This window comes from Citrobacter sp. SX206, from assembly GCF_024181025.1.
GTDB lineage: Bacteria > Pseudomonadota > Gammaproteobacteria > Enterobacterales > Enterobacteriaceae > Citrobacter > Citrobacter youngae.
In genome coordinates this window covers 263,729-276,462 of sequence record NZ_CP049738.1, presented here as the reverse complement: position 1 = coordinate 276,462, position 12,734 = coordinate 263,729, and the positions used below count along the sequence as shown (strand labels likewise).

Annotated in this window: 16 protein-coding genes; 13 read left to right on the top strand and 3 right to left on the bottom strand. The window is 53.2% G+C overall.

The genetic code is table 11. From position 1 onward, the window contains the following. Window positions 1-106: 106 nt before the first annotated feature. Window positions 107-703 (top strand): 16S rRNA (guanine(966)-N(2))-methyltransferase, encoded by a 597-nt coding sequence (rsmD, locus tag G8S19_RS01310; RefSeq protein WP_253685971.1) that lies wholly within the window; start codon window positions 107-109, stop codon window positions 701-703. Next, window positions 693-968: a DUF1145 family protein gene (locus G8S19_RS01305; RefSeq protein WP_048213588.1), complete on the top strand. Its 276-nt coding sequence runs from the start codon at window positions 693-695 to the stop codon at window positions 966-968. Before rsmD ends, G8S19_RS01305 begins: the two co-directional genes overlap by 11 nt. A gap of 100 nt (window positions 969-1,068) precedes the next feature. On the opposite strand, the gene G8S19_RS01300 is transcribed toward G8S19_RS01305, so the two are convergent. After that, the gene (locus G8S19_RS01300) at window positions 1,069-1,428 is read right to left on the bottom strand and encodes a DUF2500 domain-containing protein (protein ID WP_048213589.1); all 360 of its coding nucleotides are present in this window, start codon (window positions 1,426-1,428) and stop codon (window positions 1,069-1,071) included. A gap of 141 nt (window positions 1,429-1,569) precedes the next feature. Between G8S19_RS01300 and G8S19_RS01295 the strand changes: the two genes are divergently transcribed. After that, on the top strand, window positions 1,570-2,196 hold the full coding sequence (locus tag G8S19_RS01295; protein ID WP_124021970.1) for a lysoplasmalogenase: 627 nt from the start codon (window positions 1,570-1,572) through the stop codon (window positions 2,194-2,196). Between the two features lie 74 nt (window positions 2,197-2,270). Beyond that, window positions 2,271-4,469 carry a Zn(II)/Cd(II)/Pb(II) translocating P-type ATPase ZntA gene (gene zntA, locus G8S19_RS01290; protein ID WP_124021971.1) on the top strand — a complete coding sequence of 733 codons (2,199 nt, stop codon included), beginning with the start codon at window positions 2,271-2,273 and terminating at the stop codon, window positions 4,467-4,469. 93 nt (window positions 4,470-4,562) lie between these two features. Here zntA and tusA read toward each other — a convergent pair whose 3' ends face one another. Beyond that, the gene (tusA, locus tag G8S19_RS01285; RefSeq protein ID WP_003023404.1) at window positions 4,563-4,808 is read right to left on the bottom strand and encodes a sulfurtransferase TusA; all 246 of its coding nucleotides are present in this window, start codon (window positions 4,806-4,808) and stop codon (window positions 4,563-4,565) included. 168 nt (window positions 4,809-4,976) lie between these two features. Between tusA and G8S19_RS01280 the strand changes: the two genes are divergently transcribed. Continuing rightward, entirely contained in the window at window positions 4,977-5,642 is a 666-nt protein-coding gene (locus G8S19_RS01280) for a 7-cyano-7-deazaguanine/7-aminomethyl-7-deazaguanine transporter (RefSeq protein ID WP_003837818.1), read from the top strand. A gap of 72 nt (window positions 5,643-5,714) precedes the next feature. Then, on the top strand, window positions 5,715-6,272 hold the full coding sequence (locus G8S19_RS01275; protein WP_003837816.1) for a DcrB family lipoprotein: 558 nt from the start codon (window positions 5,715-5,717) through the stop codon (window positions 6,270-6,272). A gap of 3 nt (window positions 6,273-6,275) precedes the next feature. Here the strand turns inward: G8S19_RS01275 and G8S19_RS01270 are convergent, their stop codons facing one another. Beyond that, complete coding sequence (locus G8S19_RS01270) at window positions 6,276-7,493, bottom strand: MFS transporter (protein WP_003827545.1); 1,218 nt, start codon at window positions 7,491-7,493, stop codon at window positions 6,276-6,278. 133 nt (window positions 7,494-7,626) lie between these two features. Here G8S19_RS01270 and G8S19_RS01265 point away from each other — a divergent pair, with 133 nt between their 5' ends. From G8S19_RS01265 to G8S19_RS01235, 7 genes are all read left to right on the top strand, one after another. Then, window positions 7,627-8,673 carry an AI-2E family transporter gene (locus tag G8S19_RS01265; protein WP_048213592.1) on the top strand — a complete coding sequence of 349 codons (1,047 nt, stop codon included), beginning with the start codon at window positions 7,627-7,629 and terminating at the stop codon, window positions 8,671-8,673. Between the two features lie 471 nt (window positions 8,674-9,144). After that, entirely contained in the window at window positions 9,145-9,522 is a 378-nt protein-coding gene (locus G8S19_RS01260; protein ID WP_122973906.1) for a hypothetical protein, read from the top strand. Between the two features lie 68 nt (window positions 9,523-9,590). Further along, the gene (locus G8S19_RS01255; RefSeq protein WP_040231691.1) at window positions 9,591-10,652 is read left to right on the top strand and encodes a class I SAM-dependent methyltransferase; all 1,062 of its coding nucleotides are present in this window, start codon (window positions 9,591-9,593) and stop codon (window positions 10,650-10,652) included. 40 nt (window positions 10,653-10,692) lie between these two features. Then, window positions 10,693-11,415 carry a beta-ketoacyl synthase chain length factor gene (locus G8S19_RS01250; protein WP_048213594.1) on the top strand — a complete coding sequence of 241 codons (723 nt, stop codon included), beginning with the start codon at window positions 10,693-10,695 and terminating at the stop codon, window positions 11,413-11,415. Continuing rightward, window positions 11,412-12,227, top strand: a complete 816-nt coding sequence (locus G8S19_RS01245) for a 1-acyl-sn-glycerol-3-phosphate acyltransferase (RefSeq protein ID WP_061068760.1) — start codon at window positions 11,412-11,414, stop codon at window positions 12,225-12,227. The genes G8S19_RS01250 and G8S19_RS01245 overlap by 4 nt, the downstream gene beginning before the upstream one ends. Continuing rightward, window positions 12,208-12,465, top strand: coding sequence for a phosphopantetheine-binding protein (locus G8S19_RS01240; protein WP_048213596.1), 258 nt, complete (start codon window positions 12,208-12,210; stop codon window positions 12,463-12,465). Before G8S19_RS01245 ends, G8S19_RS01240 begins: the two co-directional genes overlap by 20 nt. Window positions 12,466-12,477: 12 nt before the next feature. Then, window positions 12,478-12,729 (top strand): acyl carrier protein, encoded by a 252-nt coding sequence (locus tag G8S19_RS01235; RefSeq protein ID WP_005121566.1) that lies wholly within the window; start codon window positions 12,478-12,480, stop codon window positions 12,727-12,729. The last annotated feature ends 5 nt before the right edge of the window (window positions 12,730-12,734 follow it).

Below are 12,734 nucleotides of genomic sequence, written 5' to 3'. Positions count from 1 at the left end.
GCTATGTACATAGCAGCTAAAAAAATGATGAAATAGTCTATCACTTAACTTAACTCACATCACCGCCTGGAATGACACGTCAGCAGCGGATTGAGCAATAATTGAAATGAAAAAACCGAATCACTCTGGTAGCGGCCAGCTCCGCATTATTGGCGGACAATGGCGTGGCCGTAAACTCCCGGTTCCGGACAGCCCCGGCCTGCGTCCGACCACCGACCGTGTGCGCGAAACGTTGTTTAACTGGCTGGCCCCGGTAATGGTCGATGCTCACTGTCTGGACTGCTTCGCCGGCAGCGGCGCGCTGGGGCTGGAAGCCCTCTCTCGCTATGCGGCAAATGCGACGCTTCTGGAGATGGATCGCGCGGTATCTCAGCAGCTACAAAAGAATCTCGCCACGCTGAAAGCCTCCCATGCCCGCGTCGTCAATACCAATACGCTGACATTTTTGGCTCAGACGGGTACGCCGCATAACGTGGTATTTGTGGATCCGCCGTTTCGCAAAGGGTTACTGGAAGAAACATTAACACTTCTGGAAACTCATGGCTGGCTGGCAAATGAAGCGTATATTTACGTTGAAAGCGAAGTAGAAAACGGTTTGCCGCCGGTTCCGGTGAACTGGTCGCTATACCGTGAGAAAGTTGCCGGACAGGTCGCCTATCGCCTGTACCAACGTGAAGCACGAGGAGAACACGATGTTGATTAACCTGGGACGCCTGCTGATGCTGTGCGTCTGGGCATTTTTACTACTGAATATTTTCCAACCCTTCCCACGTCCGCTCAATATCTTCGTAAATGTGGCTCTGGTGTTTATGGTGCTGATGCACGGCATGCAGTTGGCGCTGCTGAAATCAACCATGCCGAAAGATGGCCCGCAAATGACCAGCGGCGAGAAAGTGCGTATTTTTCTGTTCGGCGTATTTGAACTGCTGGTATGGCAGAAGAAGATTAAAGACCAGTTGAAGAAGTAATGGTGCTCACTTTGCCTGGTATCGCATAGCGAGCCGGGACGACAAAACCAGGAGGCCGGATAAGGCGTAAACCGCCATCCGGCATCAGCCAAATGAAACCTTAGCGTTCAGCCGTAAAATCAACAAAACGCGAACCTTTGTAGCTCAGCGTGCCTTTATCCCCGACCGTTAGCGCATGGTACTGCTGAGCATCCAGACGAAACGTCTGCTCCAGGCCGCCGCTTTGCGGTTTGAAGCTGGCTTCATAGCGCATGCTGGTGCCCGCTGGGCTCACTTCCTGTTGACGGGAGCGTCGGTCGTTTAGCGGCTTTTCCCGCTTATTCGTCACCACCACCTGCTTTTGCACCAGCGGCGCGGCATCATTATCCGCTTTTTCACGTCGCTGCTGAACAAAGCGAAACGACGCGGCGACAACGATTAAGACAATGATAACAATGAAAAAAAGTGGTGGTTTGCTCATATTATTAACCCATCAGAAAATGCGGAAATAAGCATACATTGCCCGTTATGGTGTTGTCATCTGGCAGTATCGACCTCTACACTGGACAGTAGAGCCGTGAGCACCCCGCTTACGAAAAAATAACGAATTCAAGGAACTAAGATGCTTTGGTCGTTTATCGCTGTCTGCCTTTCCGCATGGTTGTTCGTGGATGCTTCCTATCGTGGGCCCGCCTGGCAACGCTGGGTCTTTAAACCCCTGACGTTACTCCTGCTGGCGCTGCTGGCCTGGCAGGCGCCAATGTTTAACGCTATCAGTTACCTGGTACTGGCCGGCTTGCTGGCTTCGCTGCTGGGCGACGCGCTGACGCTATTGCCGCGCCAACGCCTGCTGTACGCAGTGGGGGCATTCTTCCTGTCACACCTGCTGTATACCATTTACTTCGCCAGCCAAATGACGCTGTCGTTCTTCTGGCCTTTACCGCTGGTGCTGCTGGTGTTAGGTGCGTTGCTGATTGCTGTGATTTGGACGCGCCTGGAAGAGTTGCGTGTCGCTATCTGCACCTTTATTGGCATCACGCTGATGATGGTCTGGATGGCTGGCGAACTGTGGTTCTTCCGCCCGACCGCTCCGGCGCTGTCGGCATTTATGGGCGCATCGCTCCTGTTCATCGGCAATATTGTCTGGCTGGGTAGCCATTACCGTCGCCGCTTCCGCGCCGATAATGCCATTGCCGCCGCCTGCTACTTCGCCGGACATTTCCTGATTGTTCGTTCGTTGTATCTTTAAAATGCTTGACTCTGGAGTCGACTCCAGAGTGTATCCTCCGGTTAATACGAAATGATTATCAACCGGAGGATGCCATGTCGACACCTGATACCAGTGGCAAAAAAGCCCCACAATTCTCTTCTTTCAAGCCAGCGCCTGCGCCAAAGAAGGCTGATGACTGCTGCTGCGAAGGAACTTGCTCCACTACGCCACCCGTATCCGATACCGTACTAGGTACCCGTTATTCCTGGAAAGTGGCAGGCATGGACTGCGCGGCCTGCGCCCGAAAAGTAGAGAATGCGGTCCGCCAGGTCAGCGGCGTCAACCAGGTCCAGGTGCTGTTTGCCACCGAAAAACTGGTGGTCGACGCCGGTTCCGATATCCGCCAGCAAGTTGAAAACGCGGTGCAGAAAGCAGGCTATACCCTGCGTGATGAGCAGGCACCAGAAGAAGCCCCCGAATCGCGGTTTAAAGAAAATCTGCCACTGATTTCGCTGATTATCATGATGGCGATTAGCTGGGGGCTGGAGCAGTTCAATCATCCCTTCGGTCAGATAGCGTTTATCGCCACCACCCTGGTCGGTCTGTACCCCATTGCCCGTCAGGCTCTGCGTCTGATGAAAACCGGCAGCTACTTTGCCATTGAAACATTAATGAGCGTGGCCGCCATCGGCGCACTGTTTATCGGCGCGACAGCGGAAGCCGCCATGGTACTGCTGCTGTTTTTAATCGGCGAGCGTCTGGAAGGATGGGCTGCCAGCCGTGCCCGTAAAGGGGTTAGCGCGCTGATGGCGCTCAAACCGGAAACCGCCACGCGCCTGCGTAACGGCGAGCGCGAAGAGGTGGCTATTAATAGCCTCCGCCCTGGCGATGTTATCGAAGTGGCCGCGGGTGGGCGTTTACCTGCCGACGGCAAACTGGTCTCCGGCTTTGCCAGTTTTGATGAAAGCGCCCTGACCGGCGAATCGATCCCGGTTGAACGCGCCACCGGCGAGAAAGTCCCGGCAGGCGCCACCAGCGTGGATCGTCTGGTTACGCTGGAAGTGCTCTCCGAACCGGGCGCCAGCGCCATTGACCGTATTTTGAAGTTGATTGAAGAAGCGGATGAACGTCGCGCCCCCATTGAGCGTTTTATTGACCGTTTCAGCCGGATTTACACCCCAGCCATTATGGCGGTTGCGCTGCTGGTTACCCTTGTACCACCGCTACTGTTTGCCGCATCCTGGCAGGAGTGGATTTATAAAGGGCTGACGCTGCTGCTGATTGGCTGCCCATGTGCACTGGTAATTTCAACCCCCGCAGCCATTACCTCTGGTCTTGCCGCCGCGGCGCGTCGTGGCGCGCTAATCAAAGGCGGGGCCGCGCTGGAACAGTTGGGAAGAGTCACGCAGGTCGCGTTTGATAAAACGGGTACTCTGACCGTGGGTAAACCGCGCGTCACAGCGATTCACCCGGCAAGCGGTATTGGCGAGGCTGAACTGCTGGCACTGGCGGCAGCAGTAGAGCAAGGTGCGACACACCCGCTGGCACAAGCGATTGTCCGGGAAGCACAAACACGCGAACTGACTATTCCTGTCGCAAGAGAGCAACGGGCTCTGGTTGGCTCTGGAATTGAAGCGCTGGTCGACGGCGAGCGCGTGCTGATTTGCGCCGCCGGTAAGCAGCCTGCTGATGCCTTTGCCGGGCAGATAAGCGAGCTGGAAAGCGCGGGCCAAACGGTGGTGCTGGTGCTGCGTAACGATACTGTACTCGGCGTGCTGGCCCTACAGGACACGCTGCGCGACGACGCTCGCAGCGCTATCGCCGAGCTTGATCAGATTGGCGTGAAAGGCGTGATCCTGACCGGTGATAACCCACGTGCGGCCGCCGCCATTGCCGGCGAACTGGGCCTTGAATTCAAAGCGGGGCTATTGCCGGAAGATAAAGTGCAGGCCGTTTCCCATCTTAACCAACAGTCGCCGCTGGCGATGGTTGGCGACGGCATCAACGACGCTCCGGCGATGAAAGCAGCCACCATCGGTATTGCCATGGGGAGCGGAACCGACGTCGCGCTGGAGACCGCTGATGCCGCCCTGACCCACAACCGCCTGCGCGGTCTGGTACAAATGATTCAACTGGCGCGGGCCACCCACGCCAATATTCGCCAGAACATTGCGATTGCGTTGGGCCTGAAGGGGATTTTCCTCGTCACCACGCTGCTCGGGATAACCGGATTGTGGCTGGCAGTGCTGGCGGATACAGGGGCAACGGTACTGGTGACCGCTAACGCGCTGCGGTTGTTACGTAAAGGATAGTTTTTTGCCGGATGACGGCGTTGCCTTATCCGGCCTACGGGTTACACGTTCTTTGTTTGCCGGATAAGCGTTAGCGCCATCCGGCAAACAAAACTAGTGACCTTTACGCAGCAGATAGCGGTACGGCAGCGAGTCGGTCTCTTTAGCCACCAGCTCATGCTCCATAAAGGTACAGAAGCCAGGAATATCGCGGGTTGTTGCCGGATCGTCGGCGACAATCAGCAGTGTTTCACCGGCCTGCATGCCACGTACGGTTTTACGCACCATCATCACCGGTTCCGGGCAGCGCAGTCCCTGGGCATCAAGAGTATGGTCGGGGGAAGTAAACAGGTCGCTCATCGTCGTCTCATTCATACAAAAACGGCGTTATTTTACGCTCTGTTGTGGCGTAAGCCAATCAGGTTAACGATTGCGTGAAAAACAACCATTGCAATGTGCTCTTAAAGCAGTATCATGCGACGGTTTTTTATTGGGTTCCCTCACCCCATCCAACAAAAAGGTCACAATATGACTCCGTTTACACAAACTCAGCGCGTAAAAGCGTTGTTCTGGCTATCGCTATTTCATCTGCTGGTGATCACCTCCAGCAACTATCTGGTGCAGCTTCCAATCTCCATTTTTGGTTTCCATACCACATGGGGCGCGTTTAGCTTTCCGTTTATTTTCCTCGCGACCGACCTGACCGTGCGTATTTTTGGCGCGCCGCTGGCTCGACGTATCATCTTTGCGGTGATGATCCCCGCGTTGCTGATCTCCTATGTCGTTTCGTCCCTGTTTTATATGGGATCGTGGCAGGGATTTGGCGCACTGCTGCACTTTAACCTGTTTGTTGCCCGTATCGCCGCCGCCAGCTTTATGGCTTACGCGCTGGGACAAATTCTGGATGTGCATGTCTTTAACCGCCTGCGCCAGAACCGTCGTTGGTGGCTGGCACCGACGGCATCCACGCTATTTGGCAATATCAGCGATACGTTGGCCTTCTTCTTTATCGCTTTCTGGCGCAGCCCGGATGCCTTTATGGCCGAGCACTGGATGGAAATCGCGCTGGTCGATTACTGTTTCAAGGTGCTGATCAGCATTATTTTCTTCCTGCCGATGTACGGCGTGCTGCTGAATATGTTGCTGAAAAGGCTGGCAGATAAATCCGAAATCGCTGCATTGCAGACGAGTTAAAGGTTCATTTTCCGAGTTGTGATAAGATGGACGAATGAGCCGTTATGGCCGTTTATCGAAAGGAAGAAGTCAATGCGCAATCTGGTTAAATATGTCGGTATTGGCCTGCTGGTTATGGGGCTTGCAGCCTGTGATAATAGCGATACAAAAGCGCCAGCCGAGGGTGCTGCCGCAGAAAGTAGCGCCAGCGGACAACCGGTCAGCCTGCTGGACGGCAAACTCAGTTTTTCCCTGCCAGCGGATATGACCGATCAGAGCGGCAAGCTGGGCACTCAGGCGAACAATATGCACGTCTATTCTGACGCAACCGGCCAGAAAGCAGTGATTGTGATTGTTGGCGACAACACCAACGAAGACCTGGCTGTGCTGGCAAAACGTCTGGAAGATCAGCAGCGTAGCCGTGACCCGCAGTTGCAGGTCGTCACCAATAAATCCATTGAGCTGAAAGGCCACACGCTGCAGCAGTTAGACAGCATCATCTCGGCTAAAGGCCAGACCGCTTACTCTTCTGTGGTGTTGGGCAAAGTGGATAACCAACTGCTGACCCTGCAAATCACGCTGCCTGCTGACGATCAGCAAAAAGCGCAGACTACCGCAGAAAACATCATTAACACGCTGGTTATCCAGTAACGGTTAAGACGATGACGCGGCCTCCGGTGACACCACCTGAGGCCGTTTTTTTAACCGCCAGGTCAGCAATAACGCCACCGCCACCAGCCCTGCTGCCGCCAGATAGATAACCGGCACGCCCGCCCACGTCATTACCAGCCCAGCCAGCGGCCCGGTAACACCCAGCGATAAATCCATAAATACCGTGTAGGTCGCCAGCGCAGCGCCCTGGTTTTGCTGTGGGACCGCTTTTACCGCCACCACGCCCAGCGCCGGGAAAACCAGCGAGAACCCGGCCCCAGCCAGCAGAACGCCGATTTTCGCCATCCACGGCATGGAAGCCATCCCGACCAGTAGCAACCCAACAATCTCGACGCTAAAGCAGATCATCGCCACATTCAGCCCGCCTAACCGGTTGATGCCATTTGGGAATAGCAGACGAGTACCGACAAACGTGCAGCTAAATAGCGTCAGCGCGAAAGCCGCGCCGTCCCAGCCTTTAGCGTCGTAAAACAGGGTAATAAACGTGGCGATCACCCCAAAGCCGGCAGAGGCCAGCGCCAGCGCCATGCCGTACAACCAGACGCGTCCGAGCACCGCGCGAAACGGCAACGGTTTGCCTTTGCTGGCCTTTACCGCCGGACGAGGGAGCGCCAGCAATATTGCCAGCAGTGCCACGCCCATTACCGTCAGCGCCAGCCCCTGTAAGCCACCCCAGGCATAAAACAGTACGCCCAGCGGGGCGCCTATCGCCATCGCGCCATAAGTGACAATACCGTTCCATGAAATCACCCGTCCAATGTGCATTGAACCCACAACCCCTACGCCCCACAGCGTAGAGCCAGTCCCGGCAAAGCTTTGCCCGATCCCAAGGATCACGCGACCCAGGCATAGCAGCAGCAGACTGGCCAACGGCCAGCCGTTCGTTGAGCCCGCCAGTAAATAGCCCAGACCACTTAAAAAACAGCCGCACAGTCCGAATACCACAATCTTTTTCGGCCCCAGCAAATCGGCATAGCGACCGGCATGTGGACGGCTCAGCAGCGTAGCGAAATATTGCAGGCTGATGACCAGTCCAGCCCAAAAGGCGCTGAATCCCATCACATCATGGACGTAGCCCGGCAATACCGCGAGCGGCAGGCCGATGGTCAGATAGCTGGCGAAGTTAAACATCACCACGGAGACAATGCGCAGGTTAAGGCGTAAACCGCTCAGCGTCGGTTCAGCGACGGGTTCGGGCATGGAGGGTCACCACATATTCACAACAGTGTTTCATTTCTACCATGTTGCAGCCCAGAAATCAGTAACCAGATTAGGAATATCGGCAGCAAGCCAGCCGCTACACTTAATGCAAAAATGCACACAGGAAGAAGACATGACAACCATTCAGCCTGACAAAACAGGTTTGCACATTTTACTTAAACTGGCCGCGCTGGTGGTGATCCTCGCCGGTATTCATGCCGCGGCGGATATCATTGTGCAACTGCTGCTGGCTCTCTTTTTTGCCATTGTGTTGAATCCGCTGGTCACCTGGTTTATTCGCCGGGGAGTACGCCGCCCGGTTGCCATTACGCTCGTAGTGGTGGTCATGCTGTTCGTCCTCACGGCACTGATCGGCGTTCTGGCGTCTTCGATCACGGAATTCATGGCTATGCTACCCAAATACAATAAGGAGCTGACGCGCAAAGTCCTGTATCTGCAAGAGATGGTGCCCTTTCTGAATTTGCATATGTCGCCAGAGCGCATCCTGCAACGTATCGATTCCGATAAACTCATGACCTTCACCACCACACTGATGACCAGCCTCTCTGGCGCCATGGCCAGCGTCGTTCTGCTGGTGATGACGGTCGTCTTTATGCTGTTTGAGGTGCGCCATGTTCCTTATAAGCTGCGCTTTGCGCTGAACAACCCACAAATCCATATTGCAGGGCTGCATCGGGCGCTCAAGGGCGTATCTCACTATCTGGCACTGAAAACGTTGCTCAGCCTATGGACTGGCGCTATCGTCTGGCTGGGACTGGCGCTGATGGGGATTCAGTTTGCTCTGATGTGGGGCGTGCTGGCCTTCCTGCTCAATTATGTGCCCAATATAGGCTCGGTTATTTCCGCCGTGCCGCCCATGATTCAGGCGCTGCTGTTCAACGGCATTTACGAATGCGTACTGGTCGGCGCGCTGTTTCTGGTGGTGCATATGGTGATTGGCAATATCCTCGAGCCGCGCATGATGGGGCATCGCCTGGGATTATCGACGCTAATCGTCTTCCTCTCTCTGTTGGTATGGGGATGGCTGCTCGGCCCGGTAGGCATGCTGCTCTCTGTGCCGTTAACCAGCGTGTGTAAAATCTGGATGGAAACCACCACCGGTGGCAGCAAACTGGCCATTTTGCTGGGTCCCGGCAGACCCAAAAGTCGGCTACCCTGAAAAACTACCAACCGAGGTAGTTTTTATCTTTTTATATGCCCGTTAAACTGATATCCATACAGGTATATATCGCAATTTATCTTAAATAAAGAGTGAAAAGGATTTCATTTTTTAATAAAGAAAATACATAAGTCAACGTATGGATGTCTTTGCCAAACCACATAAGAATAATGAATCCCCCCACAGCATTTAACTCAAACTATCTGCCTATATTTAAAGGTTATTTTATTTGATACGTTTTATCTAAAAATCTATACTTCTCGCCGATGATTACGCTGAAAAATTTCCGTTGAAGAAAGTCACCGAATATTACCATCCGGCAACCTCATCGCCTTGCTATCGGACACGTGAAATAAAATGCTGATTTAGCTTAAACAAAATCACGGGAGCTGCAGGGTGATCATTATTTCGAAGCTTATTATTAAACACGTATAAACAGTACTTTGAGAGGGAGTTTTAATGAAACAGTATATTAAGTGGTTTGCGGCCATTGCCGTTGTCGGTGCGCTGGCGGGATGTGCACGTACTGCGCCGATCGATCAAGTTCACACCAGCGTAAGCGCGGGGCACACTCAGGATCAGGTTAAAACCGCCATTCTGAAAGCGGGCATTCAACGCCAATGGGTCATGTCTGAAGCCGGTCCTGGTGTCATTAAAGCACGCCAACAAACCCGAGATCATGTGGCTGAAGTCCGTATCACCTATACCGCCACCAGCTATGACATTAAATACGACAGCAGCCTTAACCTGCAGGCTTCTGGTGGAAAAATTCATAAAAACTACAACCGCTGGGTACGCAATCTGGATAAAGACATCCAGCTCAATCTGTCAGCCGGTGCCAATCTGTAATTACGCCTAAAGTCGGGCCGAAAAGGCCCGATACTCTTACTCTCTGCCATTTAACAGGTTGTCCCCACATGTACGAACAGGATTCGCTTAGCGCACTGGATGCCATTACTGAAGCACAACGTATCGCCTTTGCCCCTATGCTTTTTCAAACCGCGTTGTGTCTGCGAAATGCGGGAGTACTCACCTGGCTGGACAAGCAAGGTAAACGCGGCGCCACGCTCGACGAAATTACCGAAAACAGCACCATCAACGAATATGCCGCCAGCATCCTGTTGGATATGGGGTTAAGTGGGCGAATTATTACCCACAAAGAAGGATATTATTACCTCGCTAAAGTCGGCCACTTCCTTTTACATGACACGATGACGCGTGTGAATATGGATTTCACCCAGGATGTTTGTTATCAGGGACTGTTCTATCTGGAGAATGCGCTGAAAGAAGGGAAGCCCGCGGGATTAAAAATTTTTGGCGACTGGCCAACAATCTATCCTGCACTGTCGCAATTACCCCTGGCTGCGCGTGAAAGTTGGTTCGCTTTCGATCATTACTATTCAGATGGCGCATTTGATGCCGCATTGCCATATGTATTCGCCAGCGCCCCTGCAACCCTGTACGATGTCGGCGGAAATACCGGGAAATGGGCATTACGTTGTTGTCAACATGATGACAATATTGCAGTCACTCTATTAGATTTGCCGCAACAAATTGCACTTGCCCGCGAAAATATCGAAAATACGGGATTATCCCATCGCATAAATTTCCATGCTGTGGATATGCTTAGCGACTCGCCTTTACCCGCAGAGGCAGATATCTGGTGGATGAGCCAATTTCTGGACTGTTTTTCCCCGGAACAAATTATCGCCATTCTGAGCAACATTGCTCGGGTGATGAAACCGGGCGCGAAGCTGTGCATTATGGAACTGTTTTGGGATGCCCAAAAATTTGAAGCGGCCTCATTTAGCCTGAATGCGTCTTCGCTTTATTTTACCTGTATGGCGAATGGCAACAGCCGTTTCTACAGCGTAGAGAAGTTTTATCACTATCTGAATCAGGCAGGTTTTCAGGTAGATGAACGCCACGACAACTTAGGTGTTGGACATACTTTATTGATATGTCAGAAGAAAAAATAAGAAACAATCGGAACAACCGATTTACCGCGGATACGCGTTGATGAAATTTGCTTTCAACATTATCGACTGGCAGGCCAAGGCGCCAGGATTAAGCGAAACAGAACAGTGGCATGAATGGTCACGGTTTTCGCACGCCATCGATCCCACCGCGCCATTGGCTAAACTCAGCGAGTTACCGATGATGACGGCTCGCCGCCTCAGCTCCGGTAGCAAACTGGCCGTTGATTGCGGGCTGGCGATGCTACGCCGTCATGATATCGATGCCGTGTTGTACACCAGCCGCCATGGTGAACTGGAGCGTAACTACAGGATCCTGCACGCCCTGGCGACTGAGCAGGCTCTCTCACCAACCGATTTCGCCCTCTCTGTGCATAATTCTGCAGTGGGAAACCTGACCATCGCCGCGAAAAAGCCGATTGTCTCCTCCTCACTTTCCGCTGGCAGGGATACGTTCCAGCAGGGGCTATGCGAAGTCATCGGGCTGTTGCAGGCGGGATATCAGCGCGTATTGATGGTCGATTTCGACGGTTTTCTGCCCGAGTTTTATCATCCACAGTTGCCGCCTGATATGCCGACATGGCCGTTTGCCGTCGCGCTGGTTATTGAATCCGGTGATCGCTGGCAATGCGAAACCCGTCCACACTGCGCGCAAGGTGAGACGCCATTGCCACAAAGCCTGTTGTTTTTACAACATTATTTGCAAGATACCGCGGCGTTTACCCTCCCAGGCGAGCGCGTACAGTGGCAGTGGAGTCAGGGATGAACACGATTTTCCTGCGGCTTAATTGGGTATGGCGACTGGTGATGACCGGTTTTTGCTTTGCCCTGTTTGGCCTCGGCGGACTGCTCCTTTCTACTGTCTGGTTTAACGTATTGCTCATCGCAGTATGGGATAAAGCCCGACGTCGGCGTATCGCCAGACGCAGCATTGCTGCCAGTTTTCGCCTCTTTTTAACGGTGGCGAAGCGACTTGGCGTGCTGGATTACCAGATTGCAGGACGAGACATTTTACGCAACGAACAAGGGTGCCTGGTCGTCGCCAATCATCCGACGCTCATTGACTACGTGCTACTGGCCTCGGTCATGCCAGAAACCGACTGTCTGGTGAAAAGCGCATTACTAAAAAACCCGTTTCTCGGCGGCGTGGTCCGGGCAGCAGATTATCTGATTAACAGTCAGGCTGATGCGCTGTTACCCGCGTGCCAGCAACGTCTGGAACAAGGCGATACCATTTTAATTTTCCCCGAGGGAACCCGTACACGCCCCGGAGAGGAAATGACGTTACAGCGTGGTGCGGCGAATATCGCCGTACGCTGCAGCAGCGATTTACGCATCGTAACCATAAGCTGCAGCGAACAAATGCTGGATAAAGAAAGCAAATGGTACGACGTCCCATCGATAAAGCCCATGTTTACCGTTTCAGTACACGAACGGGTTAAGATCGACCAATTTTACGACGCAAATTCACAAGAACCGGCGCTGGCCGCAAGGCAGTTGAACCGGCATCTTTTGCTTCAATTACAACCAGGTACTTTACCTCTTTCAGGAATTAATGATGCAAGCGCTTTATCTTGAAATCAAAAATCTCATTATAACGACATTGAATCTCGACGAACTGACAGCTGACGATATTGATACCGAAGCGGCACTCTTTGGCGATGGATTAGGTCTGGACTCAATCGACGCCCTGGAGCTTGGGCTGGCGGTAAAAAACGAGTATGGCGTGGTCCTCTCAGCAGAGAGCGAAGAAATGCGCCAGCACTTCTTCTCCGTCGCCACGCTGGCATCGTTCATTCACGCGCAACGTGCCTGAGGATAGTCCGTTATGACCGAACAAAAAGCCATTTACGAAGAAGTCTCCTCACTGCTGGTCAAGCTGTTTGAAGTCGACCCGCAGGACATTAAGCCTGAGGCGCGCCTGTACGAAGATCTGGAACTCGACAGCATCGACGCCGTCGACATGATCGTGCATCTGCAAAAGAAAACCGGTAAGAAAATTAAACCGGAAGAGTTTAAAGCAGTACGCACCGTACAAGATGTCGTCGACGCGGTAGAACGCCTTCTCAAAGAAGCGTAATTCAC

Coding starts and splice junctions, on each gene's coding strand:
- rsmD (WP_253685971.1), top strand. CDS start 107: ATGAAAAAACCGAATCACTCTGGTAGCGGCCAGCTCCGCATTATTGGC.
- G8S19_RS01255 (WP_040231691.1), top strand. CDS start 9,591: ATGTACGAACAGGATTCGCTTAGCGCACTGGATGCCATTACTGAAGCA.
- zntA (WP_124021971.1), top strand. CDS start 2,271: ATGTCGACACCTGATACCAGTGGCAAAAAAGCCCCACAATTCTCTTCT.
- G8S19_RS01240 (WP_048213596.1), top strand. CDS start 12,208: ATGCAAGCGCTTTATCTTGAAATCAAAAATCTCATTATAACGACATTG.
- G8S19_RS01235 (WP_005121566.1), top strand. CDS start 12,478: ATGACCGAACAAAAAGCCATTTACGAAGAAGTCTCCTCACTGCTGGTC.
- G8S19_RS01300 (WP_048213589.1), bottom strand. CDS start 1,428: ATGAGCAAACCACCACTTTTTTTCATTGTTATCATTGTCTTAATCGTT.
- G8S19_RS01305 (WP_048213588.1), top strand. CDS start 693: ATGTTGATTAACCTGGGACGCCTGCTGATGCTGTGCGTCTGGGCATTT.
- tusA (WP_003023404.1), bottom strand. CDS start 4,808: ATGAGCGACCTGTTTACTTCCCCCGACCATACTCTTGATGCCCAGGGA.
- G8S19_RS01245 (WP_061068760.1), top strand. CDS start 11,412: ATGAACACGATTTTCCTGCGGCTTAATTGGGTATGGCGACTGGTGATG.
- G8S19_RS01280 (WP_003837818.1), top strand. CDS start 4,977: ATGACTCCGTTTACACAAACTCAGCGCGTAAAAGCGTTGTTCTGGCTA.
- G8S19_RS01250 (WP_048213594.1), top strand. CDS start 10,693: ATGAAATTTGCTTTCAACATTATCGACTGGCAGGCCAAGGCGCCAGGA.
- G8S19_RS01295 (WP_124021970.1), top strand. CDS start 1,570: ATGCTTTGGTCGTTTATCGCTGTCTGCCTTTCCGCATGGTTGTTCGTG.
- G8S19_RS01270 (WP_003827545.1), bottom strand. CDS start 7,493: ATGCCCGAACCCGTCGCTGAACCGACGCTGAGCGGTTTACGCCTTAAC.
- G8S19_RS01265 (WP_048213592.1), top strand. CDS start 7,627: ATGACAACCATTCAGCCTGACAAAACAGGTTTGCACATTTTACTTAAA.
- G8S19_RS01275 (WP_003837816.1), top strand. CDS start 5,715: ATGCGCAATCTGGTTAAATATGTCGGTATTGGCCTGCTGGTTATGGGG.